The following is a 26,116-nucleotide window of genomic DNA, read 5'->3' as shown; positions in this document are numbered from 1 at the left end:
AGATTACTCGTGAGGAAGGCATGAAGAATGGCCTGGCGAAGATTTTGGAGGGCAGCCATCTGGAGCAAGCCGAAGCAAGAGATTTGATGTACTCGATTATGAGAGGTGAGGCAACGCCGGCTCAAATCGGAGGTTTGCTGATGGCGCTGCGGATGAAGGGGGAAACGGTGGATGAGATCACCGGTTTTGCTGAAGCCATGCGTGGTCAGGGCGGACGAATTCTAACGGATGGCAGCGGCTTGCTGGACACTTGTGGAACAGGTGGATCGGGTATTCACAAATTCAACATTTCCACAGCATCCGCCATCATTGCTTCGGCCGTCTCGGTTCGGGTCGCCAAACATGGCAACCGTTCAGCTTCAGGCAAAGCGGGTAGTGCAGATGTATTAGAGGCACTCGGTGTAAATATCCATCTGAACGGGGAGCAGGCCAGACAATGTCTGGATGATATCGGAATCTGCTTCTGTTTTGCCCAGGTATATCACCCTTCCATGCGACATGCGGCAGGACCAAGAAAAGAGCTGGGTGTTCGTACCATTTTCAACATGCTCGGACCTTTAACGAATCCTGCGGGAGCAGATCGCCAATTGCTTGGCCTGTATGATCGTTCCCGGACGCCGATGATTGCTGAAGTACTGAATCGTCTTGGTCTCAAAAGAGCGTTGGTTGTGGCCAGCCATGATGGTCTGGATGAAATCAGTATCTCGGCACCGACTCAGGTGTCTGAACTTCGCAATGGTGAAGTGCACACCTATGATATTGAACCACGTGATATGGGCTTGTCTCTGCATCCGCTTGAAGCAGTACTTGGAGGAGATGCGGCACAGAATGCCGAAATTATTAAGAGGATCTTCCAGGGTGAGCAGAGTGCCTACCGTGATGTCGTTCTGTTGAACGCCGGAGCTTGCATCTATGTATCCGGTCTTGCAGATAGCATAGCTGAAGGGGTGACACTTGCCGCAGAAGCGGTAGATTCGGGCAAAGCTGCCGGGAAGCTTGAACAGTTAATTCATACAACGGAGGCGTACAGTCATGTATCTTGATCGAATCGTTGCAACCAAACATAAAGAAGTTGAAGTTCTGGCACAGACATTTCGCATGGATGAAGCTATCCAAAAAATCGAACAACTACCCGCAACCCGGGGGTTTGAACAAGCATTATCGAGCGGACGCAATCGCAAACTCGGCCTTATCGCTGAAGTGAAGAAAGCTTCGCCATCCAAAGGGTTAATTCGTCCGGATTTTCATCCGGTAGAGATTGCTGCTGCTTATGAGCGGGCGGGTGCAGACTGCATCTCCGTATTAACGGATGTGTCGTATTTTCAAGGGAGCAACGAGTACTTGCAGGCGATTCATCAGGCGGTGAACATTCCGCTGTTACGCAAGGATTTTATTATAGATGAACGACAGATTGCCGAGGCAAGATTGCTGGGTGCGGATGCGATACTGCTGATTGCCAGTATTCTGACACCTGAACAGATTAGTCAATATCTGGAATTTGCCAAAAGTTTGGGGCTGGATGCCTTGATTGAAGTTCACGATCGAACAGAATTGGAGCAGGTATTGGAGATTCCGCAGGCAACACTTGTGGGCATCAACAATCGTAATTTGAAAACATTCGAAACCAGTCTGAACACGACACTGGATTTGATGGAATTGATTCCGAGTGGCGTTACCTTGATTAGCGAAAGTGGTATTGACGGACCAGAATCAACAGTACCTCTGATCCAGGCCGGTGTTCATGGTATTCTCGTAGGTGAGCATCTCATGCGCAAGGATGATGTCGAGGCGGCTGTATATGATCTGATGGGACCCAAATGATGAATACTTCCATACACGATGGCACAGGCGACAGTATGTCAGAACTGAGAAACCCGCTGCCAGCGGCCGTAAAAATATGTGGACTTCAGGACGTTGAAGTGCTAAAATCGATGATAAACTTGCCTGTGGATTACATTGGTGTTGTTTTTGCCAAATCACGCCGCCGAATCGAACCCGAGCAGGCTGCTGCATTAAGAACGGTATTGTTCGAATGGTCTACCTATGATCGGCCGAAGCTTGCGGGTGTATTTGTGAATCCTACGCTCGAAGAGCTGGAACACATTATGGAGATTGCTCAACTGGATGTTATTCAGCTGCATGGACAGGAGACTGCGGAATTTTGCCAGCAGGTGAAGCAGCGGTGGAATGCCAAAGTGTTCAAAGTTTTTTCTTTTCCCAAAGATGAAACGGGGCCGGAAGCTGATGATGCAGCCATAAGGGCTCTTGATACTTACGATAAATTCGTGGATGCGATATTGCTTGATACCCATGATCCTCTATATGGAGGGGGCTCCGGGAAAACGTTTGCCTGGGAGCGAATCCCTGCCTATGCTGAATGGGCGAAAAGTCGTGAAATTGCTCTGTTCGTTGCAGGAGGTTTGCAGCCGGACAATGTACAACAACTAATACAGACATATGCACCTTTCGGCGTCGATGTATCCAGCGGCGTGGAGACTGAAGGTGTGAAGGATATTGCCAAAATTACAGCATTCGTAGAAAGGGTGAAGCAGGCATGACACATCAATTGCCGGATCAACACGGGCGTTTCGGTCACTTCGGAGGCCGCTTTGTACCTGAGACACTAATGAACGCACTTATTGAGTTGGAGGAGGCATATAGCCACTTCTCTGAAGATGAGGAATTCAACAAGGAACTGAACTATCTGCTGAGCGAGTATTCTGGACGTGAAACGCCATTGTATCATGCAGAGCAATTGTCACGCCGATTGGGCGGACCAAAAATTTATCTTAAACGTGAAGATCTGAATCATACAGGTGCGCACAAAATTAATAACGCCATTGGACAGGGTTTGCTTGCTAAACGGATGGGCAAAAAGAAAGTCATTGCCGAAACAGGTGCAGGTCAACATGGCGTTGCAACGGCAACCGTAGCTGCATTGCTTGGATTGGAATGCAAAGTATTTATGGGCGAAGAAGATACAGAGCGTCAACAGTTAAACGTATTTCGGATGAAGCTGCTCGGAGCAGAAGTGATTCCGGTTACGTCTGGAACACGGACACTGAAGGATGCTGGTAATGAAGCACTTCGCTACTGGGTCAGCAATGTGGAGGATACGTTCTATGTGCTCGGATCAGTGGTTGGTCCTCATCCATATCCGATGATGGTGCGGAATTTCCAACGTGTGATTGGTGATGAGACCCGTCGTCAGATTCAGGAGATCGAAGGGCGTTTGCCAGATGTAATTGTAGCAGCTGTTGGTGGAGGAAGTAATGCGATCGGTATGTTCTATCCATTTATCGGTGATCAGGATGTGAAGCTTGTTGGAGTTGAAGCCGCAGGCAAAGGGGTCGAAACCGAGTATCACGCTGCGACGATGACCAAAGGTACACATGGTGTATTCCAGGGATCTATGAGTTACCTGTTGCAGGATGAGTATGGGCAGGTTCAGCCAGCGCATTCCATCTCGGCAGGACTTGATTATCCGGGTGTTGGTCCGGAGCATTCCTATCTCAAGGATATTGAACGGGCAAAATATGTACCGATCACGGATCAGGAAGCACTGGATGCCCTGCAACTCCTATGTCGGACGGAGGGAATCATTCCTGCTCTGGAGTCTGCACATGCGGTAGCTCAAGTTGTCAAACTGGCGCCTGAACTTACAGCAGATGATATTGTAGTCATTTGTCTGTCGGGACGTGGAGACAAGGATGTTGAATCGATCATGAAATACACGGGAGGTGACTTGGGATGAATCTGATGGACCAGACCTTCCAGCAATTGAAGCAACAGAATCGCACGGCACTTATTCCATTCTTAACCGTGGGAGACCCGGATGTGGATACAACGATTGATATCATCAAGGAGCTTGAACAGGCTGGAGCGGATATTTTGGAACTGGGTGTCCCCTATTCCGATCCTCTTGCAGATGGCCCAGTCATTCAGCGTGCTTCTGAACGTGCGCTGAAAAGCCAGATCACTATTCGTACTGTTATGGAAACCGCTGCAAAAGCTCGTAAGGCAGGTGTGAAACTGCCGTTTGTACTGTTCACCTATTATAATCCGGTATTGCAGACCGGACTGGATGTATTCTTTGATGAATTGGTCAAACATGATATTAGTGGCATGATCATTCCGGACCTGCCGATTGAGGAAGCGGAAGAGATGCGACAACGCGCAAATCGTGCTGGTGTGCATCTGGTGCCGCTTGTTGCACCTACATCTAATGCCCGGATTGAGCGGATTGTAACGGGAGCGAGTGGCTTTATCTATTGCGTATCATCCCTTGGGGTAACCGGAGAGAGAGCTTCTTTCTTTGATGGCGTAGAGAGCTTCATTGAGACGGTGAAAAGTCTGACAGACCTCCCTGTAGCGGTAGGTTTCGGTATCTCCAGTCATGAGCAGGTAGCACATTTCTCCCGCATCTGCGATGGCGTTGTTGTAGGTAGTGCCATTGTTCGTCAGGTGGAAGATGCGATTCCTCTGCTGGAAAATCCGGATACGCGTGCAGTAGGACTGTTGCAAATTCGCAACTTTGTGGCACAATTAAAGGGATAGGCATGTCCTGAAAGACATCTTTTGGACACGTTAGGTGCACGCTGATTCGTGTCTAACATTATTTCAATAACAGGAGGCGGTCGGGTTGAAACCGAAATCCCAGATTGTCAATCTGCCTGTGTACCAGCCGGGCAAACCGATTGAAGAAGTGAAACGTGAACTGGGGCTTGAACAAGTCATCAAGCTGGCCTCCAACGAAAACCCGTACGGCAGTTCTCCTGCCGCCCTGGAAGCCATTACGAGAGAAATGACTAATATAAGCATATACCCAGACGGTAGCTCAGTTGAGCTGACGGGAGTTCTTGCCAAGCATCTTGGCGTTGAACGGAACAACTTAATATTTGGTTGTGGTTCCGATGAGATTATTGCTTTGATCACGAGAGCTTTTTTCTTGCCGGGCGACGAGACTATCATGGCAGATCAGACATTCTCCGTATATAAAAGCAATGCAGATATTGAGGGTGCCGTGACCATCGAAGTGCCTCTGAAAGATGGCACGCATGATCTGAGCGCGATGCTCGCGCAAATTAACGACAAAACCAAAGCGGTATGGGTGTGTAATCCAAATAATCCGACAGGTACGATTATCTCCGAGCAGGAACTTATAGCCTTTATGGACCGCATGCCTGCTCATGTGATGGTCATACTGGACGAAGCTTATTATGAATTCGTAACCGATGAAGCATACCCGCAAAGTATATCATTGATCGAACGGTATCCGAACTTGGTCATACTGCGGACATTCTCCAAAATTTACGGTTTGGCTTCACTCCGGATCGGGTACGGCATTGCACGTCCCGAAATTATTGATTTGATTAACCGTGTACGTGAACCGTTCAACACCTCCCGTTTTGGACAGGTTGCGGCAACCGCTGCACTACTGGATCAGGATTTTGTTCAAGAGTGCTCGAAGCGGAATGCAACGGATCGGGATTTCCTGCAAAATGAATTTACACGGCTCGGATTGTCGTATTTCCCTTCACAGGGTAATTTCATTATGGTTGATCTGAATATGCCTTCAGCAATTGCGTTCCAATCCTTGCTCAAACAAGGCATTATCGTTCGCCCAGGATTCCACGTATACCCAACTTACATTCGTGTGTCCGTCGGAACATCAGAACAGAACCGTGCATTTGTCACGGCACTGGAGAACACGCTGGCTGAGAAGGCGGTAGCACGCCCTTAATACTGGCGATGAAAGAGTGAGGACCCATGAAACTAAAAATTGCAATGATCGGTGTAGGACTTATCGGCGGTTCACTTGCGCTCTGCTTCAAAGGCAAGCCAGGTGTAACCGTGATGGGTTACGCCCACTTGGATGAACTGAAGGACAAGTACATAGCGAGCGGTGTAGTGGATGATGCTACGCTCTCTCTGGAAGAAGCGGTAGAGGATGCCGACTTTATTTTTTTGTGCGTTCCTGTAGGTTTGTTAGAATCCTATTTCGAGAAGCTCTCCAAGCTGCCATTGAAAAAAGGATGTATCATCACGGACGTAGGAAGCACCAAGGCTTCCATTGCCGCTTGTGCCGAGCATGTGCGGTTGACTGACGCTTATTTCATTGGTGGTCATCCTATGGCAGGGTCGGAGCGTGCAGGCGTAGATGCGGCCTCAGCCGTGTTATTTGAGAATGCATATTATGTCTTAACCCCTTCAGAACATGTACCTGAGGAAGCCTACAGCAGGTTGTCTGGGCTGCTTGCGTATACGCGGGCACAGATCGTGCGTGTGGAGCCTCTGCTGCATGATGACATTGTGGGGGCGATTAGTCATCTGCCACATGTTATTGCTGTTGCGCTGGTGAATCAGGTGCGTGAATATAATGAGTCGAATCCACTGTATAAAATGCTGGCTGCAGGTGGTTTCCGGGATATTACCCGGATTGCGTCCAGTGATGCGATTGTATGGAGGGATATCTTGCTTAGCAACCGTGATGTACTGCTGGGCTTGCTTAAGGACTGGAATAGCCAGATGACGGCCTTTACGGATATGCTGGAGCATAAGAACGGTGAAGGCATAGAGGAGGCATTTCGTCAGGCCCGTGAGTTCCGCAGTGTATTGCCAGAACGACGCAAAGGCATGATTTCGCCGTTATTTGATCTGTATACTGATGTCCAGGATGCACCGGGTATGATCGGTAAGATCGCAACTGAGCTTGGGGCGAATGACATCAACCTGAGCAACTTGGAGATTATCGAGAACCGGGTGGATGTGCCGGGCATTATGCGTCTGTCTTTCCGTCAGGAAGAAGATATGGAACGAGCCAAGACGTTATTGGATTCCTTAGGTTATCAAGTGTGGATATAAGACGAGAAAGAGGGCGAAAGCCCTCTTTTTTGTGAGGTTATATTGGAATTGTTATTTGATTTTCAGTTACGAAAAAAAAGGATGTATTATCCTTATTTACCGAAAGATATAATTAATTCAAACAATTTTACTGAAAGTGTTGACAAAATGAAAACGTATACATATAATAAGGGTACAGTATGGTTTCTCTCCACTCCTATCCAATAACTGTATTGCTCCACGTGAGCAATGGCCGCTTATGTAAGCGGTCTTTTTTTTGTCTTAAAAAGTGATGGGTAAGGCATTTATATGTTAATAGTTACATTTAAACTTACATCCTCTATTTACATCTCTCTCCTTGATCAGTTAGGATACCTTAGATCAAAAAAATATCACATTTTTGTAACCTTTTCAGTATGTCGTCCGTCTATATAAGAAAGGCTTACCAAAAAGGCTCAAAATGAAGTCATGAACGTGAAAATGACTGCATATGAATGACAGGTCGGGTTCTGGCGATAGCAATGGATTTGCCAGGATGATGCAGACCGTTGTACAATAAATACTGTTAATGTAGAAACGTTGGGGAAATTGCCATTACATAGGGGAATTTGGCGGGAAGACCAGTTATGGTGCTGAACGCTGTTTATATGCGGTGAGAACCGCAACTTTTTTGTGCCTGTTCGGTAATACATGGATAGAGTCGAACGGGGAGAAGCACATGGATGGGCGAGGAGGGGTCGCACTCAAATGACGGATTCCCAGTTGATTCGAGAGATCAAGGAAGGTAACCTGGAGTTATATTCCGAGCTGATGAGTCGTTATCAGCGTAAAATACTGGCTTTCGTATATCATATGTTGAAAAGTTCCAATATGGAGCTGCTTGCGGAAGATCTCTGTTCTGAGACTTTCTATAAGGCGTTCCGCAGTCTGCACTCTTTCCGTGAGGTGGATGCCTCATTCTCAACTTGGTTATATACCATTGCGAGAAATACGGTACTGAGTGAGCTTCGCAAACAGCGCAGCGGAAATGTCCCACTTGAAGAGAGCGGGATCGTTCCCGTTGCTCCTTCGGAGAATGCACCGGAGTATGCTGTACTACGCAGCGAGCGGGTGATGCTGGTTAGGGATGCGATTAACAATTTGCCAGAGAAGCAGCGTTCTGCGATTATACTCCGCGAGTATGATCAACTAGACTACCAGGAGATTGCGAATATTCTTGGGCAGAGCGTCAGTTCTGTGAAATCGCTATTATTCAGAGCAAGATCAAGCGTAAAAACTCAATTGGAACCTTATTTCTTCGAACCGGTGTACGAGCCATATGAAGGGATGAAGAACCGATGAATTGCAATGAAGCCCAGGAACTGTTTGCACTGGTCTGGGACTTGCCGGAAACTCATCCTCAGCGGATTGCATTTCATGCTCATCTCGCTGGTTGTGAAGAGTGCTCTGAGCAGTTTGAGGTCTGGGAAGAAGCTCAGATCTTGCTGCACAGCATTCCGGTTCCAGTGACAGAACAACAGGCAGAGAGAGTGAACCGTAACGTTATGGACCGGATCTACGCGGAGTCTCCATGGCTACTGCCGGAAGAGGCAAAGGTTAATCGTTTCTCTGCTGCGATCCGCAAGCATATGTCTTTGTGGATTGCCGCGTTCCTGGCTATTTTTTTATGCAGCTTTCTGTATATGGCAATGTTTAAGCCAGACGTATCAGAAGCTGAGCAAACCAAGGTTGTTGCTACGGGTATTCTGGAGACAGGGGTTGCCGGAAGCGGACCATCGTCCTCTGGAATGTATCAGTACAACATGACTGGGGCGGATAGAGGAAGCATCATAGAACCTTTTGTAGTGAGCATGGGACCTGCTTATCCGCAGTATTGGATGGCCCTGTCTTTACTTGCAATAGGCATGGCGTTATTTTCTCTTGGACGTATGCATCGAACAACGAATAAACGTAAACAAGGTGCGAGTGCATAGGTAATAACCTTTCGTTCGCCGTGTGGAGAAATGAGGGATGTAAGTGCGAATCGGGCTTATTCGTCACGGTCTTACAGACTGGAATGCGGCGGGCCGTATACAGGGGCAGACTGATATACCTCTGAATGGGGAAGGTCGTGAACAGGCAGAGCGACTGGGAAGACGTCTGTTGACGGAAGAATACCAGTGGGACTATATCATCACAAGTGGGTTATCGCGGGCACAGGAAACAGGGGAGATTATCTCTAAACTGTTGAATGTACCTATGCTTGAGCCGGACGCACGGTTGAAAGAAAGGGCTTTTGGTCAGATTGAAGGTCTGACTTCAGAAGAACGGGTTGCCCGTTGGGGCAAATCATGGGAGACATTGGACTTGGGACAGGAGCAGATTGCGGATATCCAGATTCGTGCACTGGCGTCTCTGGAAGATCTATGGTCTGCCTATCCGGACCAAAACGTACTCATTGTCACTCACGGAGCTTTCTTAGCCAGCCTGTTAACAGCCTTGTTTAAAGATCAGTATACAGAACGGATTGGAAACCTGTCACTGACGATCCTGGAAAAGGAACGTGATGACTGGAGTCCACTGTTATATAATTGCACACGACATCTGTCTTTGGACACAGCGAAACAACCTGAGTAATTCAACTTGGGTTGTTTTTTTGCGTTTTACGGGGAAATAAAGACTTTATATGATTTCAAACCTCTCATTTTTCTTCTGATTGACCAACTTGAGGCATAGTATGGTTTAAAACATAAAAGATTTCCAAAAAGAGGTTTAGATTATGGGAATTCCGTCAACGATGTTTACAAAACCAAACTATTTCAGGCTCCTAATCAGCAGTCGAAGTAGTAAACGGGCGAGGCGATGGACCCATGAATCTAGCGGATATGCTTACTTTTGCCGATATTGGCCAGCTTAATCGAATAGCAGACTATTACCAATGTGAATGCAAGCCCAATTCCAAACATGAACTCATCCAGAGTATTCTCACTACATTGGGCAGCAGACCCTTTTTTGAGCAGCAGGTACGTCAACTGAATCAAGCAGATCAGCGCTTTTTGAACAACTTGTTGTTTGATCCTCGCCAGTATTATGGTATGGAAGAACTCATTGCCATAGCCCGTCAATCGATGGACAAAAAGGAGAGTGAGGCTGGCGCGAGTCCACGTGATCTCATCATTCGCTTTAATAAGAGTGGATGGTTGTTCAATGGGACAACGCAGCAGACCAGGTATTTGTATCAGGTACCCCAGGATCTGAAATTAAGATTCAGGGATGTGTTATCCACACATCTGCGAGCAGGCATTACCAAAACAACGGAACCACCCATGTATCGGGATGAATATCATCTCTTAGCGGATGATCTCAAGTTGTTCCTGCAGTTTGTCCAGCAGCACGAAATTACCCTTAACGCTGAAGGCATGATGTACCGTCGCTCTCAACAGCAGATTATGGAGCATCTGCACATTAGTGAGGAATTGGTGGGCAAAGGTGGATGGAGATTCGGATATGGCCGTTCCTTCAAGGATTACCCGGATCGTTTTGCACTTCTCTACGACTATGCATTTCACCATCGGCTGGTTCGTGAGGAGCAAGGCATGCTGAAGCTGTCACCAGCTGGAGAAGACAAGCTGGGGGCTGAGAAAACAGCCGAAATGATACAGCTATTTAGGTTTTGGTTAAGATTGTATAAAGGTGCTATTCCCAATCTGTCCTCTATTGTGTATTGGACAGGCGAATGTGCCCTGGAATGGTCAACCGCCGAGTCGCTGTTTCGTCAAATCGGTCCATTCATTCAGCCGTTCTATTATGATACGGCCGAGGCCATCTATGATAACAGAATTGTTAAAATGATGTTGCATCTTGGCATGGTTCGTATTGGGGAACATGAGGAAGGCCGGACGATACAAATGACAGCCTGGGGCACACGTCTTGCTGCATCCTGTCGCTCCATCTCAGGAGACATTACACCTATTATGTTTGACAAGTGAAGGACAAGTTGCTAAAATCACTCCCAAATTAAGGAGTGATAATAATGATAATTCCATACAAAGGTCTACAACCTCAGTTACACCCTTCGGTATATATGGCTGAAGGTGCAAAACTGATCGGTGATTTGAGAATGGGAGAAGAGTCTTCCGTCTGGTTCAATGCAGTCCTGCGGGCTGATTTGGCTCCTATTATCATTGGAAAGCGCTGTAATATTCAAGATAACGTTGTTGGGCATGTCAATACGGATCAACCTTTGATTGTGGGAGATGATGTCTCAGTAGGACATACAGCGATCATTCATGGTTGTCATATTGGAAGAGGATCATTAATCGGCATGGGAGCCATTCTGCTGAATGGAGCCGATATTGGCGAATATACGCTGATTGGAGCCGGTTCTGTTGTTACTGAGAATAGTAAAATTCCGCCCTATACTCTTGCTTTGGGGACACCTGCCAAAGTGATACGTGAGCTGACTGATGCCGATCTGGAGCGGATGTCCAGAACTTCACTGGGTTATGTTACCAAAGGAAAAGAATATAGGAGCTCTTAAATCCGTTTTGGAGGTGCATCCTATTGGATAAAATGAAAGTTACTTATGAAGTCATGTTGGGGCTGGCAGCTGAGATGGTGTGGGACGAAGCGCTTCGCAAACAGCGCAGCGAGAAGCTCTATTTGGAAATTGATAAAGCGTTAGCTACCGGAGACGAAGTAGCTTTCCGGAGTCTGACGGATGAACTGAGGACCATAAATTGATAGGCAAAATATATTCTTTCTGAGATAAAAGGGAATGCGCAGATGCGTATTTCCTTTTTTGATATGTGTAATTCCGAAATGATTGTCTGGATTTATAAGATATGGTCATATATAATATGGGAATAAAATGGATAGAGAGGGGATATAGGGAATTGAAATTCAGTGAGGTGACTCAAGACAGCTGGGCTGAACTGCAACTCTATCTGGATACATGCCTTATTCCATACACAGCTCTTAGCGGTGAGCAGTCGCCAGTTGAAGCTATCGAGGCATTGGAGCGGCTGAGAGATTTTCTGGATCTGGTCGAAATTCCTTTCAAAGGGAGAATCATGACTTATCCAGCCTTTCATTATGCTAATTCGGAATTGTCAATGACATTAAATTCCTTGTCCGCTCAGCTCAAATCTTCAGGATTCAAATATGTGGTTATTATGTCATCAGATGGTCATTTGAATGAAGTGGACATTCCATCTGCTGATCTGGTTTTGAGCCGGTCCGTGTTAACTCATGAGGTCGGAGAAGAGGGGATTGCGAGATTTGTAGGGGAAAAGATACGAGAGTTGTGGAAAAAATAGTTTTTGACGACAAATGTGACAATTTACCAACATTTTTTTAATAACGCTTACAATTGAACCTTAAAAATGTGTGACAAATTCTTGACGGTGTTCTAGGGCTACTATATGATTATGTATGTTCTAGTAAGTCGTGGAATTTATGAAAATGAAAACGTTTGAGAGAGTTGGCTGAAAAAGGGGGTTGGAGACAGTATGAGCAGTGAGCATGACCACCACGAAGCTTCATTGAAATTGCCAAGCCGCATGGAGATGTCACGCAGGCAGTTTTTGACGTACACGCTTGGTGGAGCTACAGCCTACATGGCCGCCGGTGCAATCCTTCCTATGGTCCGTTTTGCGGTGGACCCGATTTTGCAACATAAGGGAGAAGGCACCTCTGTCAAAGTAGCTGAAATCAGCAAAATTACGAATGAGCCTCAAGAATTCACCTTTGAACTTAAACAACAAGATGGTTGGTATCTGAGTAATGCATCGTTAGTGGCGTGGATTCGCAAAGACGAGCAGGGTAAAATTTATGCACTCTCACCTATCTGTAAACATCTGGGATGTACAGTAGGCTGGAATAGTGACAAGCAGTACCCTGACGAGTATCATTGTCCCTGCCATGGCGCGCACTATGACAAGGAAGGGAAGAATCTTGCCGTAGCCCCCAAACCGCTGGATGAGTATGTAGTCAAGGAAGAGCAGGGTTGGGTATATCTGGGCGACATTGTTCCGAACACCCGAGTGAATTAGGAGGCGTGAACGCAGATGTTTAAAAATGTCTATGACTGGATTGACGAGCGTCTCGATATCACGCCAATCTGGCGGGACGTTGCGGATCATGAAGTTCCAGAGCATGTAAATCCGGCTCATCACTTTTCCGCATTCGTGTACTGCTTTGGTGGATTGACGTTCTTTATTACTGTTATTCAGATTCTGTCAGGCATGTTCCTGACCATGTATTACGTACCTGATATTATCAATGCCTACGCAAGTGTGGAGTACCTGCAGACCAAAGTAGCATTCGGCCAAATTGTTCGCGGCATGCACCACTGGGGAGCCAGTCTGGTTATCGTAATGATGTTCTTACATACGATGCGTGTGTTCTTTACAGGCTCTTACAAGGCACCGCGTGAAATGAACTGGGTTGTCGGCATGCTGATCTTTTTCGTCATGTTGGGCCTGGGGCTGACAGGGTACTTGTTGCCATGGGATAACAAAGCCTATTTTGCAACAAAAGTAACACTGGAGATTGCCAATACGGTTCCTTGGCTGGGACCGATTATTAAAGAATTCCTGCAAGGCGGTACGATTGTCGGTGCACAGACACTAACCCGATTCTTTGCCCTGCACGTATTCTTCCTCCCCGCTGTGCTTCTGGTGCTTCTGGTCGGACACTTTATCATGATCCGCAGACAGGGCATTTCGGGACCACTATAAACTGAGAAGGGAGGAATCGCAATGGCTCACGGACATAAGAAGGATGATGAGGAAAAGGTTATCTTTGTCGGTGATTCACGGGTCCGTAAAGGGGCGGGATTTATTACCCCTCCTGATTACACGGCGTATCCCGGCAAATCAGAAGCCTTTATTCCCAACTTCCTGCTGAAAGAATGGATGGTTGGTGTCGTTGTATTGGTGGGGATTCTGGTTCTCACGATCTCAGAACCTGCACCTTTAGGCTATCCGGCCAATCCGAGCGCATCCGTAATTCCCATGCCGGACTGGTACTTCCTTTTTCTGTATCAGTACTTGAAGTATCCATACGCATCGGGCGATTACGTTCTGCTTGGGGTACTGGGGGTTAGCGGAGTTGCTTTTGGAGCTTTGCTGCTGGCGCCCTTCCTGGACACAGGCAAGGAGCGGCGTTTCTATAAACGCCCAATTGCTTCATCACTGATGATTTTGTCGGTCATTTCTGTATTCTACCTGACAAATGTAGCGTGGACGCACTACGAGCATGAGTTGGAAGCAAGTGGACAGAAACCTGAACATATTCAACGTGAAGAAGAAGCGCTGGAGAGGCGTGAACAGGGGCTCCCACCCGTTTCCAATGCACCTGGACAGCAAGAAGAAGTTGCGATCGTGGAACAGGATGATCCTGCAATGGAAACGTACAAAAAGGCTGGATGTATTGGTTGCCATGCCGCTGATATGAAGGGCGCAACTGGACCTTCACTTCGAGGCGTAGGTGACAAGCACAACCAGGAAGAGATTCTGACAATTATCAAAGAAGGCTACAATGAAATGCAGCCTCAGTACAATAACGCTATCGCTCAAGGTGTCACGGATGAAGAGATCACTCATCTGACCGAATGGCTTGCGAAACAGAAAGCAGAACAGTAAAATCAAAATAACCAATGAAACCTGATCGTTTATGCGGTCAGGTTTTTTTGAAGTGTTTTTTGGACAGCACTGTATCGTGAACAATATATGATGAAGGAAGGGGCAGGGAATGTGGCTTTATCGTATTTCTGGAGTAGGGAATTTCTAACCAATCGTTATTTCCTGTGGCTATTATTTTGGTGTAATGCGGTAGGAACGGTATACGGATACATCTGGTACGGAGAGCAAATGAAATTAACGTTGGCTGAGCAACCGGTGTGGCAGATCGTATTTGTGCCAGATAGCCCAACAGCGAGTTTGTTTTTTACTTTAGCGTTGTTATGGGTCTTGTACCCACCACGGTCCATCATTATCAAACGGATCGGACATGTGATTCAGGCGCTTGCCGTGGTCACATCTGTGAAATATGGCGTGTGGGCCGTATCCATTATTTTCGCTGGCTGGATGCAAGGTGGTACACAGCACTGGCAAGACTGGATGTTGATTGCTTCGCATAGTGCGATGGCCATTGAAGCTCTTATTTATGTACGCTTTTTCGGCTTTCGCTGGGCTGCCCTTGTTGTTGCAGGTCTCTGGACGCTGTTGAACGATACGATGGATTATACATATGATATTTACCCTTGGTTACCCGCTTCCCTCTATGATCATGTAGATGGTGTGCGTAATTTCACATTCGGACTGACACTGGTGAGCATTCTGTGTGCGTGGCTGGCCTTAAGACAGGCAAGACGTACCTGATCTGGACCTCATACTTTGGAGAGAGAATAACACGCATGAAGAGTCGCTATTTTAGCGGCTTTTTTTGTGTCCAAAATGTGTCCATATCGTGCTATTTCATGGCTTGAAAATCAAGGATATCTTCATTCAGCACCTTATAATAAAAGTGAAACTGGATTTTGAAATTATTTTCCATAATTACTCAATATTGAAAGGAGTGACGAGTGATCAGCTTTGTAAGATAATCTGGAAAGGCAAGGTGACATGTATGATGAACAGAACAAGAATAGTAAAACTATTAACTGTATTTTTGATAGCGCTATCCATTTCATATCAAGTTGATAATGGGAATTCTCAAGCCAATGCCGCTCCACAAACTCCATCTCAGGCATATGTGCAGAAAATGGGTAAAGGTTGGAACGTATTCAATACCTATGACAGTTTTAGAACCGACGATCTCTCCCTGTCTGACGAAACCTCCTGGGGGCAGCCACAAGTAACCCAAGAATTAATATTATCAGCCAAAGCAAAAGGCTTTGATAGTATTCGGATTCCAATGACTGCCTATACAAGGTATACACTAGGTGCAGATGGACACTATGTGATCCATTCCGAATGGTTGGCCAAATATAAACAAGTGGTTAATTGGGCCGTTGATGCAGACCTGTATGTAATGATCAACCTTCATCATGATTCATGGACATGGCTTTCCAATTGGGATGGAAATAAGGCGTCAGAGGAATATAAAAGATATGTAGATCTCTGGACGCAGCTTGCTAATCATTTTAAGAATGAACCTGAGCGGGTCATGTTTGAGACAATGAATGAACCTTATTTTGAAAATGATACAGGAACCATCACTAAACAGGATAAATTGGATATGATCAATCAGGCTGCATATGATGTTATCCGCAGCTCTGGTGGACTTAATGCAACAAGAATGATTGTTATTCCAACGTATTCTACAAGCGCAGATATGGATAGAGCCAACGCAGCCTATCATTTTATCGCGGGGCTGAACGATCCAAACTTGATAGCCACTGTGCATTTTTATAGTGACTGGGTCTTCAGCGGCAACTTGGGTAGAACGGGCTTTGATGAAAAGCTTTACGATGGAGTTCAAGATACGCCAAGAAGTAATATAGACCAGATGTTTAACACATTAAATCATGCCTTAATTTCAAAGGGAATTGGAGTTGTTATTGGTGAATATGGCTGGTTATCCCCTGATGATGGCGCGGCGAAAATGCAGTCAGGTGAAAAACGGAAATATCTTGAATATCTGAACTACAAGGCATCGCAATATGGAGTTAGCTCAATGATATGGCCAGGTGCGTTTTGGAGGGTTCCACCTTTTGACTGGCATGATGAATATGGAACTACCATTCAAGCAGCTAATATGAAACAGCGTTCTTCCTATTCCACAGGTCTAAATGAAATCTATGTTAATCAGCAAGCTGCAAACGATATCCAAATTCCGCTTACTCTGAATGGAAACAGCTTTAAGCACATTAAGGGAGTCCATAAAAAATATTACTCATTGGATGAAGCTACCTCAACACTTACGATCTCTAGAGAATTTATAAACGAGAAATTCAATCAGGCTTCAAACGGCACTATTGCTGATTTGGTTTTTGAATTCTCGAAAGGCGCAGAATGGCATCAGCTTATTATCAAACATTCAATGCCTGTGTTTGAAATGACCGCTGGCACAATAACCGAAGGAATCGTCATTCCGGTCCAATATAACGGGACCAACGTAAGACGTGCCTCACTTCTCGATGAATCTGGTAACCGAATAGGCGGCAATTCCTGGTTTCCATATATGAAGTTTGGCAGTGATTTTACAGCTGACTATACGGATGGAACATTCACCCTTTTGAAAGATGCGTTTGACAGCTCGGTTCCGGATGGAAAACTGAAGGTCAGGATCGAATTTTACGATGGCCAGAGTATGAACTATTCCATTCAGAAAAGCGGAAATAATGTAACAGGTTTAGGTATCGTTTTCTAAATGAACTGTCATAAGTCGAGTAGGATACGGAATCGTCCTCTGCTTGTTCTAACGATCTGTCCCACGCCATACATTGGTGGTGGGAGGGATGTCCATGAAGAGAACGTTTGGGATCAAAACTGGCTTATTGGTGGTATCGTTCATGGCTCTGCTGCTTTGGACGAACTTAGCATATCGTGTATCCGCGCAAAGTGAAGCATTGAATTCGAATTCAGATCAACAAGTGACCACAAGTAATTCAATTGCACAACTGAATGAGGAAGCAGCCATATTGTATCGTCAGGCGCTCGAGAACAATATTGAAGAAGTGCGAGGAAGCATTCTGCGTATCAGTAAAAGTCTGGAGCATATTTCCTTTGAGGGACAAACAACAGTTGAGGGCATTCACGCCTTGTCCGAAACCATAGTTGAAGTGAAACAAGCCGTTGTAAAGGTGAAAAATGACGATGCTTCTCTTCAGCAGTCCTCAGCCAAACTCAGACTTGCAGCAGATAGTCTCGCGAATCCAACCAAGCCTTTATGGCTTCAGTATTATAAAATCGTGAAAAACGATCTGGACGCTTTATCCGCTGCTACAAATCAAGGGCAAACTGCGGCCGAACTGGCAAACCGCTACACCGTTCTGGAGGAGCATTATGAGACCATTCGTCCTGCCGCACTGATTCGCCGTGAACCGTATGAGATTGCTCAGATGGACGCTTGGTTATCTCATACCAAAGGGCTTACCAATGCAAAGCAGCCAGATCTGGCTCAGTTAAAGAGCATGGTGGGCCATGGGGAGGAACTGGTGAACCAGTTATTTGGTCGCGAGAAAGACGAGAGTGCCTTTGTACCGTTTGTACAAGGCCCTGATCGCCGGGCAGCCGGGCTGCTCATTAGTTCGGTCATTGTGGCGACGCTAAGTTACGCCGGATATCGTAAATATCGTGCACAGCAGCAGGGGATTTTTCCTTTTCGGCGCTAATCGGATGTGAACGTGAGCGTGGTATATTTTTTTTGAAAAAAGACCTCTTTTTGCATAAACAGCCACGATAACGGCTCTTCATGTGAAAAGAGGTTTTCTTGTAGTTTCTGTAGTATTGTCAGCTTTCTTTGAAACCTTCGCCATGTACATCGTGAACATCGCTGATGATGACAAAAGCTCTGGGATCAATGGAACGTACAATGGTCTGCAGACGCCTGAACTCTTGCCTGGAGATCACGCAGTAGGCCATGTGTTTGGCCTGTTTAGAGTACGCGCCAATGGCTGGAATGAGGGTAACGCCACGATCCATATCCCGTGTGATCTGGTCCGCAATCTCGGGTGCATGGTCACTGATGATCATAAATGCCCGGGCAGAATATGCACCTTCCTGAATAAAGTCGATGACTTTGGAAGCGATGAATACAGCTACGAGCGTATACAGAATTTTTTCTTTGGGGATGTAGATGAGAGAGAGCCCGATAATGACAAAATCGATGCCCAGTAACACTCGCCCCATACTCCATCCATACTTGCGGTTGAGAATACGAGCAATGATGTCTGAACCGCCCGTCGTTCCACCCCAACGAAATACGATGCCAAGACCGGCCCCGAGGGTAACACCCGCGTATAGTGCTGCTAACAGTAAGTCATTCTCGGTATGTAATGGTTCAATCCAGCCCAGGTGAATCAACTTCTCAAACAGCCATAGAAAAACGGTCAATGCCCCGATTCCGATACCCGTATAGATCATCTGTCTGCCGCCCAAAATTTTGAGCCCGATCAGAAAGAGGGGAACATTAAGAATCAAGGTCGTAAGTGAAGGTGAGATGCCGAAAGCATAATTGATCAGCACCGTAACCCCGGTGAGACCACCTTCCATAAGCTTGTTGGGGATTATGAAATAGAGGAGCCCAAAGGCATATAAGGCTGTACCCAGCAGGATGGGAAGAACCAGTTTAACTTGAACCCAGGTTTTGGCAGTGCTCATAAGATCCCTCGCTGTAGATAAATTAGAATGAAGAAGCAATCATTCCCATCTAGTATACCTGTTTATTGATTCTTTAAAAATGATTTGTCGCTGATGATGGTGGAAGTGAATCTAAATAACTGATATTATTAGGAACAAATACGACATCATTTCAAAAGGAGAATCCGTTCTCATGGAGAAAAGCATCGCAGAAATGCAGCGTGAGGTTGATCAGTATATCTCCCAGTTCAAGGAGGGGTATTTCAGTCCTCTGGCCATGTTGGCCCGGATGTCTGAAGAGGTTGGAGAGCTCGCCAGAGAAGTGAATCATGAATTCGGCGAGAAGCCGAAGAAATCTTCCGAAGCAGCCAATTCCATTGAACTTGAGCTTGGAGATATTTTATTTATCACGATTTGTTTTGCAAACTCACTGGGAATTGATCTGGCTGAGGCGCACGATAAAGTCATGCATAAATTTAACACCCGCGATGCCAATCGGTGGACTCCCAAAAACACCGATTAGGCGTAGATTACATATGCTGTACCATCACCCGATCGGGGAGGGTCAGCTTAATGATGAAACCGGAAGAATATATGCAGCAGGCTTACCGCTGTATATTGCAAAATGATTTTGAGCAGGCGATTCGTTGGTTCGAGTCAGCCATTCACGCTCATCCAAAACATGCGGAGTTATATTATCGCTGTTCCATTACACACGCCCGCAGCAAACATCTGGTTCCAGCGCTTGAATATGCGCGCAAGTCGGTTGAATTGTCGCCAGGAACTGAAGAGTATATTTTGCATCTGCAGACGTTGGAAGCAAAACAATTGACCTCCAGAGCGAAGTTGCTGTTGGAGCAGGCTGGTATTGCAACACAGGAGCGCTATGTGGAAGCGTCAACGCTACTGCAAGAAGCGGTCAAACTTGATCCGCTTTCGGTTGAAGCTCATGTTATGCTTGCGCTGGCTTACAGTGATTTGAATGAATTTAACTATGCAATTCAGGCGCTGCGTGAGGCAATTTTGCTGGACCCGCAGAATGGGCAGCTGCATCAAATGTTACAGGAAATCAAGCAACGTATGAAATCCATTCAATAAGAATTCATTTTGCAAAGATTTCTTTTGAGTTGAAATGGATTCAACGATATGAATGAACCAACATAGCGAGGAGATGCAGTCAATATGAGTGAAGTAATCAGAGTTGCCGTGATCGGAGCGGCTGGCCGTATGGGCCGTGAAGTTGTGAAATTGGTACTTCAGGACCCGGAATTGGAGCTTGCAGCGGCTGTCAACCGCTCCGGAGCAGGTACGGATGCAGGAACCCTTGTTGGTTTGCCAGAGTGTGGGGTGCTGGTGACTGATGATATCGAAATGGCTTTTGCCGAAACAAAACCTCAGGTTATGGTTGATTTTACAGTGCCTCAATATGCTTTTACACATACCGAGATCGCGATCCGTCATGGAGTCAGACCTGTCATGGGTGTTACCGGCTTTACGCCGGAGCAGATTGAACAGTTGGACAAGCAATGTCAGGACAAAGGAATTGGAGGGCTTATTGCCCCTAACTTCTCGATCGGTGCCATTCTGATGATGCGATTCGCAGCACAGGCTGCCAAACATATGCCAAATGTGGAGATTATCGAATATCACGGGGATCAGAAGCTGGATGCTCCTTCAGGAACTGCGATCAAAACAGCGGAACTGATTGCTGCCAATCGGGAAGAACTTCGTCAAGGTAATCCGAATGAGGAAGAAACCATTGAAGGATCTCGCGGCGGGTATTACAACGGCTTCCGAATTCACAGTGTACGATTGCCTGGTGTATTCGCGCAGCAGGAAGTTGTTTTCGGAGACTATGGACAGTCACTCAAAATTCGGCATGACTCCTACGAGCGCGCAGGTTATATGCCTGGTGTTAAGATTGGTGTACAAAAGGTTATGGAGTATACAGGAATGATCTACGGATTTGACCACTTTATCGACTAAAGGAGATTGTCATGTTGAAAATAGCATTTATCGCCCATGATCGTAAAAAAGAAGAGATGGTTAACTTCGTGACGGCATATGAGCCTGTTTTTACGGACCATCAATTGTATTCTACAGGAACAACGGGCCTTCGTATTATGGAAGGAACGTCTCTGAAGATTCATCGATTCGAATCAGGCCCATTGGGCGGAGATCAGCAGATTGGAGCTTTGGTTGCGCAAAATGAGATGGATCTGATTATTTTCCTGCGTGATCCACTGATGGCACAACCTCACGAGCCAGATATTAATGCGTTGTTACGTCTTTGTGATGTGCAGGGAATTCCACTTGCCACCAATATCGCAACCGCTGAGATTCTGGTTAAGGCTCTGGATCGTGGCGATTTTGCCTGGAGAGAGCTGGTACATAAATACAAGCCGGAGGCTGGATTAAATTCGGGTGATTCCGAATGAGCCTGGATATTCTTATCTTTGGAGCACATGCGGACGATGCGGAGATTGGTATGGGTGGAACGATTGCCAAACATACCGCTGCTGGTTTGAAAGTAGGCGTGTGTGATCTGACTCGTGCTGAGATGTCTTCCAACGGAACAGTAGAGCGCAGAACCGAGGAAGCGGAGCAAGCCTCCCGCGTCCTCGGTCTTTCGTGTCGAACGAATCTGGGGCTTCCTGATCGTGGTTTATATCTTACGCCTGAACATGTACAGGCGGTAACGGCTGAGATACGGCGCCATGCCCCCCGGATGGTGTTTGCTCCATATTGGGAAGATCGTCATCCGGATCATGTCAATTGCAGTAAGCTTGCGCAGGAGGCTGTATTTAACGCCAAGCTTCGCAACTACATGCCGGACATGCCTGCCGTGCAGGTGAAGGAACTTTATTTTTACTTTATTAATGACATCGGGCCTACGGATTTGATTGTCGATATTACGGAACACTATGAGCAAAAAGAAGCTTCATTGCTCTCTTATCGATCCCAATTCGAACTGGGAGCCGGAGCGGTCTCGACGCCATTGAATCAAGGGTATATTGAACGTGTAAGAGCCCGTGATTCCTTGCTCGGACAACGCAGTCTCATCCCGTTTGCAGAAGGGTTTGCTACAATTACACCTTACGTGGTTCATCAATTTGGCACGGGTGCCAAATAAACGATTTCACATTTTACGTTTAATGAAACGAAGGGTTTCATTATTCCGTTGCATTATATCAACCTGCTTAAGCGGGAGATCAAAGGAGCGTCCACAGGATGGATAAAAAGCTAAAAATCGGCATCACCTGTTATCCGTCCCTCGGCGGGTCTGGCGTTGTCGCAACGGAACTGGGCAAATTACTTGCCGAACAGGGGCATCAGGTTCATTTTATTGCCAACAGTATCCCGTTCAGACTGGGTACGTTCCAGAAGAATATTTTTTATCATGAAGTTGAAGTAAATGATTATTATGTGTTCCGTTACCCTCCGTATGACCTGTCACTGGCAACAAAGATGGCTCAGGTGGCTAAGTCACAGCAGCTCGATCTGCTGCATGTTCACTATGCCGTTCCCCACGCAGTATGTGCCTTTCTTGCCAAACAAATGGTAGGGGATGGCCTGAAAGTGGTCACCACGTTACATGGAACGGATATTACGGTTCTGGCTCAGGATGAATCTCTGAAGGATCTGATCCGTCTAGCTATTAATGAAAGTGACGCGGTCACTGCAGTATCCAAAGATTTGATTCGGGAAACGGTCGAATTGCTGGATATTCAGCGTCCAATCGATCTAACCTATAACTTTATTGACAAACGAATATATTATCCGCGGGATGCTGCAAGTTTGCGAAGAGACTTTGCTGCGCCCGACGAAAAAATATTAATGCACATTTCAAACTTCCGACCGGTGAAGAGAACTCAGGATGTGGTAGAGGTCTTCCGTCAAGTACAGGAGCAGGTTCCAGCCAAACTGTTATTTGTAGGTGAAGGGCCTGATTTGCCGAAGATGCAATGGAAGATTAATGATCTCGGCTTGAATGATAAAGTTCATTTCCTTGGCAAACAGGATGACATTGCTCAAGTCATTTCCATGGCTGACGTGTTGATGCTTCCATCGGAGAAGGAAAGTTTCGGACTTGTGGCGCTCGAAGCAATGGCTTGCGGCGTACCCACGATCGGTTCACAGGCCGGAGGAATTCCGGAACTGGTCTTACACGGTAAGACGGGATTCTTATCCGCGATCGGGGATACACAGTCCATGGCCGAGAACACAATCCGTTTGTTAACAGATGATCGTTTGGCTGCGGAGTTCAGGGAAGCATGCCTTCAACGCGCACATCACGACTTTTGCAATGATGCCATTCGGCATGAATATGAACAGATTTATTACCGGGTGCTGGGAAGGGAAGTTCCGAACTTGAAGCCGGTTTGCGGTTAATCAATTGGTTTGACGAAATTATACTGTGCATACCACAACAGGCAAGAGAAGAGGTGATATGTGGTGGTTCAATGGACACAGGTAGATCGTGAAATGGCAATTCAAAGCGAGAATGTACTCACAACATTAAACAAACATGGCTACAAGGCATATTGGGTAGGTGGTTGCGTTCGTGACGAATTGCTGGAACGTGTTGTGGACGATATGGATATCACGACATCTGCTTCTCCTGAGCAAGTCATGGAACTGTTTGACGATTGTATTCCTACAGGTTTGCAACACGGTACGGTTACCGTTCGTTCAGGCGGTTATTACTTTGAAGTGACCACGTTTCGAACAGAATCCGAATATCAGGATAACCGCAGACCTGCTGCGGTTCAATTTGTTCAAGATATCAAGGAAGACTTACAGCGGCGTGACTTCACGATGAACGCTCTGGCTATGGACGTCACTGGGACAATCGTTGACCCATTCGGTGGACAGGCAGATATCAAGGAAGAGCGAGTCAGATGTGTGGGTTCTGCGATGGAACGATTTGGTGAAGATGCACTGCGGATGCTCCGCTGTGTCCGGTTTGCTTCCGTATTTGATTTCAAAATTGCCCATAACACGTGGAAGGGTCTTGTAAGGCAGAAAGACCTGCTTCAACATATAGCAATGGAACGGGTACGTACCGAGATGGTAAAAATGATGTCGGGACCGCATCCTCTAAGAGGATTGGAGCTGTTATTCAGAAGTGATGCGCTTGCGCACATCAAAGCGCCGGTTAGTTCGGCGCGTTTTAACAAGACGTTGTTGTCCAATCTGGAACAGTTGTCAGGTGAACATGTGTTGCTCCGCTGGTCACTCCTTCTGATTGCTGGCGGTTATAGCAAGGACGAAGCAGACGTATTATTACGTCAGTGGACATTCTCTAATGAACATCGTTCTCGTATAACAGGTGTCCTTCAGGTGGAACAGTTGATTCATACTTCCGTTCAGGAGCAGAAGGATACGGTTAGTCTCCGTTCCGATTGGATCGTTACTGTTCTGGCTTGTGGTGTTCAGGCGGCGGATGATTGGCTTCAAATACAGTCTGTACTGCCAGCAGGGTGGCGGAATCAGTCCGAACAGGCAGCAATGCAGGTTGTTTTGGTTCAAGAGCTTGCAGCCGAATGGAGTCAATCGATCCCTGTGCATGACTTGAAAGAGCTGGATATCACAGGGGAACAAGTGTTACAAATGGTGCAGCGCAAAGGCGGGCCTTGGCTGGGGCAACTGATGAAACATTTGTTAAGAGAAACGGCGATTGGAACGATAGCGAATCAGCATGCAGCACTAAGTGCAGAAGTGAAGCGGGTGGTTCAAGATGACCAAACATGAAGATCTGTTACATATGTTATTAAATGCAGAAGGACGATTTGTATCGGGTGAAGAGATTAGTCGTAATCTGTCCATCAGTCGGACCGCTGTGTGGAAACATGTGAACAAGTTGCGAGACATGGGTTATGAGTTTGAAGCGGTATCCCGCAAAGGATACCGTCTGGTAACGAAGCCGGATAGCATTGACGCTACTGCCCTCCAATTGGCACTGGATACAACCTTATTTGGCCGTAAGGCTGTTTTGTTGACTTCGACCCTGTCTACGCAAGGGGATGTTCTCAAGCTAGCTGAGAAAGGGCAGGCAGAAGGTGCTGTGGTCATTGCAGAAGAACAAACAGGAGGAAGAGGACGTTTCGGTCGACAATGGTTCTCTCCTCCGGGTAAAGGAATCTGGATGAGTGTCCTGTTACGCCCTGATCTACCACTTCAGCATACGCCGCAGCTAACTTTATTAACAGGAGTGGCTGTATGTCGTGCCGTTCGAGCTTGTTCAGGAGCTGATGCAGGCATCAAATGGCCAAATGATGTGTTGATTGACGGACGTAAGGTATGTGGCATATTGCTTGAATCCACGGTGGAAGATCATGAAGTCAGATACTGCATTGCAGGTATAGGTGTTGACGTGAACTTTGATCCCGAGGATTATCCGGAAGATCTGACCACAATCGCTACTTCGCTCAAGATGGAGACGGGACAATCCGTTGATCGCACCAAATTAACGGCTGCCATTTTGACGGAGCTTGAACAGTTGTATTTTTTGTATCAAAAAGAAGGGTTCGGTGTGATCTCAGCTCTATGGGAGGCCCTGTCCGTATCGATGAATCGAGAGATAACAGTGACGAATCCTCATGGTGTCATTGAAGGGAAGGCAATCGGCCTTGACCCTTCTGGAGCACTTATCGTGGAGAAGCACGATGGAGAACATACACTAATCATCTCTGGTGAGATTTCCTGGAAATCATAAACAATTTGTCGAATTTTCAATGGTAAAATGAACATAAGACGTGAAGTTTGAGCAGAACTTTGGTATACTGTGTTCGTGAGGCGATATCGGCTAATGCAGACCGAATTGCACTCCCGTAACAGTAACCTTTGTTCTGCTTTGATGTGTTTTATATAAGCAGACCGCAGTGCAAGAATGAAATACGTTTAAGTGAGTTGTTGGATTCTGCTCTGAGCCGAAGAGGACCGAGACAGAAGGGACGATCGCAAGTGACTCTTTTTTGACTTTT

29 protein-coding genes are annotated in these 26,116 nt (G+C 46.5%); 28 read left to right on the top strand and 1 reads right to left on the bottom strand.

Annotated features, from left to right (window positions below):
- Window positions 1-2: 2 nt before the first annotated feature.
- From trpD to QVE09_RS05595, 20 genes are all read left to right on the top strand, one after another.
- Window positions 3-1,043 carry an anthranilate phosphoribosyltransferase gene (trpD, locus tag QVE09_RS05690; protein ID WP_315936102.1) on the top strand — a complete coding sequence of 347 codons (1,041 nt, stop codon included), beginning with the start codon at window positions 3-5 and terminating at the stop codon, window positions 1,041-1,043.
- Complete coding sequence (gene trpC, locus QVE09_RS05685) at window positions 1,033-1,821, top strand: indole-3-glycerol phosphate synthase TrpC (protein WP_315936037.1); 789 nt, start codon at window positions 1,033-1,035, stop codon at window positions 1,819-1,821. Before trpD ends, trpC begins: the two co-directional genes overlap by 11 nt.
- 35 nt (window positions 1,822-1,856) lie before the next feature.
- Window positions 1,857-2,558 carry a phosphoribosylanthranilate isomerase gene (locus QVE09_RS05680; RefSeq protein ID WP_315936101.1) on the top strand — a complete coding sequence of 234 codons (702 nt, stop codon included), beginning with the start codon at window positions 1,857-1,859 and terminating at the stop codon, window positions 2,556-2,558.
- Window positions 2,555-3,754, top strand: coding sequence for a tryptophan synthase subunit beta (trpB, locus tag QVE09_RS05675; RefSeq protein WP_017687714.1), 1,200 nt, complete (start codon window positions 2,555-2,557; stop codon window positions 3,752-3,754). The genes QVE09_RS05680 and trpB overlap by 4 nt, the downstream gene beginning before the upstream one ends.
- Window positions 3,751-4,557, top strand: coding sequence for a tryptophan synthase subunit alpha (gene trpA, locus QVE09_RS05670; protein ID WP_315936036.1), 807 nt, complete (start codon window positions 3,751-3,753; stop codon window positions 4,555-4,557). Before trpB ends, trpA begins: the two co-directional genes overlap by 4 nt.
- An 85-nt stretch (window positions 4,558-4,642) precedes the next feature.
- Complete coding sequence (gene hisC / locus QVE09_RS05665) at window positions 4,643-5,743, top strand: histidinol-phosphate transaminase (RefSeq protein WP_315936035.1); 1,101 nt, start codon at window positions 4,643-4,645, stop codon at window positions 5,741-5,743.
- A 26-nt stretch (window positions 5,744-5,769) separates the two neighbouring features.
- The gene (locus QVE09_RS05660) at window positions 5,770-6,864 is read left to right on the top strand and encodes a prephenate dehydrogenase (RefSeq protein WP_315936034.1); all 1,095 of its coding nucleotides are present in this window, start codon (window positions 5,770-5,772) and stop codon (window positions 6,862-6,864) included.
- Window positions 6,865-7,590: 726 nt separating this feature from the next.
- On the top strand, window positions 7,591-8,184 hold the full coding sequence (locus QVE09_RS05655; protein WP_062835180.1) for an RNA polymerase sigma factor: 594 nt from the start codon (window positions 7,591-7,593) through the stop codon (window positions 8,182-8,184).
- On the top strand, window positions 8,181-8,816 hold the full coding sequence (locus QVE09_RS05650) for an anti-sigma factor family protein (protein ID WP_315936033.1): 636 nt from the start codon (window positions 8,181-8,183) through the stop codon (window positions 8,814-8,816). Before QVE09_RS05655 ends, QVE09_RS05650 begins: the two co-directional genes overlap by 4 nt.
- A 43-nt stretch (window positions 8,817-8,859) precedes the next feature.
- Window positions 8,860-9,459, top strand: coding sequence for a histidine phosphatase family protein (locus QVE09_RS05645; protein WP_315936032.1), 600 nt, complete (start codon window positions 8,860-8,862; stop codon window positions 9,457-9,459).
- Window positions 9,460-9,692: 233 nt separating this feature from the next.
- On the top strand, window positions 9,693-10,811 hold the full coding sequence (locus QVE09_RS05640; RefSeq protein ID WP_315936031.1) for a hypothetical protein: 1,119 nt from the start codon (window positions 9,693-9,695) through the stop codon (window positions 10,809-10,811).
- 44 nt (window positions 10,812-10,855) lie between these two features.
- Window positions 10,856-11,362 carry a gamma carbonic anhydrase family protein gene (locus QVE09_RS05635; RefSeq protein WP_315936030.1) on the top strand — a complete coding sequence of 169 codons (507 nt, stop codon included), beginning with the start codon at window positions 10,856-10,858 and terminating at the stop codon, window positions 11,360-11,362.
- A 23-nt stretch (window positions 11,363-11,385) separates the two neighbouring features.
- Window positions 11,386-11,565, top strand: coding sequence for an IDEAL domain-containing protein (locus QVE09_RS05630; RefSeq protein ID WP_017687723.1), 180 nt, complete (start codon window positions 11,386-11,388; stop codon window positions 11,563-11,565).
- A gap of 152 nt (window positions 11,566-11,717) precedes the next feature.
- On the top strand, window positions 11,718-12,140 hold the full coding sequence (locus QVE09_RS05625) for a DUF2487 family protein (protein ID WP_315936029.1): 423 nt from the start codon (window positions 11,718-11,720) through the stop codon (window positions 12,138-12,140).
- A 192-nt stretch (window positions 12,141-12,332) separates the two neighbouring features.
- Window positions 12,333-12,875 (top strand): QcrA and Rieske domain-containing protein, encoded by a 543-nt coding sequence (locus QVE09_RS05620; protein ID WP_017687725.1) that lies wholly within the window; start codon window positions 12,333-12,335, stop codon window positions 12,873-12,875.
- A gap of 15 nt (window positions 12,876-12,890) precedes the next feature.
- Window positions 12,891-13,562, top strand: a complete 672-nt coding sequence (gene qcrB / locus QVE09_RS05615; protein ID WP_017687726.1) for a menaquinol-cytochrome c reductase cytochrome b subunit — start codon at window positions 12,891-12,893, stop codon at window positions 13,560-13,562.
- A gap of 21 nt (window positions 13,563-13,583) precedes the next feature.
- A complete protein-coding gene (locus QVE09_RS05610; RefSeq protein ID WP_315936028.1) occupies window positions 13,584-14,468 on the top strand; it encodes a menaquinol-cytochrome c reductase cytochrome b/c subunit in 885 nt (294 codons plus the stop codon).
- Window positions 14,469-14,579: 111 nt separating this feature from the next.
- Entirely contained in the window at window positions 14,580-15,206 is a 627-nt protein-coding gene (locus QVE09_RS05605) for a DUF1405 domain-containing protein (RefSeq protein ID WP_315936027.1), read from the top strand.
- Window positions 15,207-15,453: 247 nt separating this feature from the next.
- A complete protein-coding gene (locus QVE09_RS05600) occupies window positions 15,454-17,199 on the top strand; it encodes a cellulase family glycosylhydrolase (RefSeq protein ID WP_315936026.1) in 1,746 nt (581 codons plus the stop codon).
- Window positions 17,200-17,293: 94 nt separating this feature from the next.
- Window positions 17,294-18,163 (top strand): sporulation protein YpjB, encoded by an 870-nt coding sequence (locus QVE09_RS05595; protein ID WP_315936025.1) that lies wholly within the window; start codon window positions 17,294-17,296, stop codon window positions 18,161-18,163.
- A 118-nt stretch (window positions 18,164-18,281) separates the two neighbouring features.
- Here the strand turns inward: QVE09_RS05595 and QVE09_RS05590 are convergent, their stop codons facing one another.
- Window positions 18,282-19,151, bottom strand: a complete 870-nt coding sequence (locus QVE09_RS05590; protein ID WP_315936024.1) for a YitT family protein — start codon at window positions 19,149-19,151, stop codon at window positions 18,282-18,284.
- A gap of 172 nt (window positions 19,152-19,323) precedes the next feature.
- Between QVE09_RS05590 and QVE09_RS05585 the strand changes: the two genes are divergently transcribed.
- The 8 genes from QVE09_RS05585 (at window position 19,324) to QVE09_RS05550 (ending at window position 25,848) form a co-directional block, all read left to right on the top strand.
- Complete coding sequence (locus QVE09_RS05585) at window positions 19,324-19,653, top strand: nucleotide pyrophosphohydrolase (protein WP_017687732.1); 330 nt, start codon at window positions 19,324-19,326, stop codon at window positions 19,651-19,653.
- A 50-nt stretch (window positions 19,654-19,703) separates the two neighbouring features.
- Window positions 19,704-20,228: a tetratricopeptide repeat protein gene (locus QVE09_RS05580; protein WP_084650368.1), complete on the top strand. Its 525-nt coding sequence runs from the start codon at window positions 19,704-19,706 to the stop codon at window positions 20,226-20,228.
- Between the two features lie 84 nt (window positions 20,229-20,312).
- Complete coding sequence (dapB, locus tag QVE09_RS05575; RefSeq protein ID WP_017687734.1) at window positions 20,313-21,116, top strand: 4-hydroxy-tetrahydrodipicolinate reductase; 804 nt, start codon at window positions 20,313-20,315, stop codon at window positions 21,114-21,116.
- Between the two features lie 11 nt (window positions 21,117-21,127).
- Window positions 21,128-21,568 carry a methylglyoxal synthase gene (mgsA, locus tag QVE09_RS05570; RefSeq protein ID WP_017687735.1) on the top strand — a complete coding sequence of 147 codons (441 nt, stop codon included), beginning with the start codon at window positions 21,128-21,130 and terminating at the stop codon, window positions 21,566-21,568.
- A complete protein-coding gene (gene bshB1 / locus QVE09_RS05565; RefSeq protein ID WP_315936023.1) occupies window positions 21,565-22,263 on the top strand; it encodes a bacillithiol biosynthesis deacetylase BshB1 in 699 nt (232 codons plus the stop codon). The genes mgsA and bshB1 overlap by 4 nt, the downstream gene beginning before the upstream one ends.
- Before the next feature lie 98 nt (window positions 22,264-22,361).
- Window positions 22,362-23,522 carry an N-acetyl-alpha-D-glucosaminyl L-malate synthase BshA gene (bshA, locus tag QVE09_RS05560; protein WP_315936022.1) on the top strand — a complete coding sequence of 387 codons (1,161 nt, stop codon included), beginning with the start codon at window positions 22,362-22,364 and terminating at the stop codon, window positions 23,520-23,522.
- 63 nt (window positions 23,523-23,585) lie between these two features.
- Window positions 23,586-24,884, top strand: coding sequence for a CCA tRNA nucleotidyltransferase (locus QVE09_RS05555; RefSeq protein ID WP_315936021.1), 1,299 nt, complete (start codon window positions 23,586-23,588; stop codon window positions 24,882-24,884).
- Window positions 24,871-25,848, top strand: coding sequence for a biotin--[acetyl-CoA-carboxylase] ligase (locus tag QVE09_RS05550; protein ID WP_315936020.1), 978 nt, complete (start codon window positions 24,871-24,873; stop codon window positions 25,846-25,848). Before QVE09_RS05555 ends, QVE09_RS05550 begins: the two co-directional genes overlap by 14 nt.
- The last annotated feature ends 268 nt before the right edge of the window (window positions 25,849-26,116 follow it).

It is taken from the genome of Paenibacillus sp. ClWae2A (genome assembly GCF_032452295.1).
GTDB lineage: Bacteria > Bacillota > Bacilli > Paenibacillales > Paenibacillaceae > Paenibacillus.
This window is presented reverse-complemented; position numbering and strand designations above follow the sequence as displayed.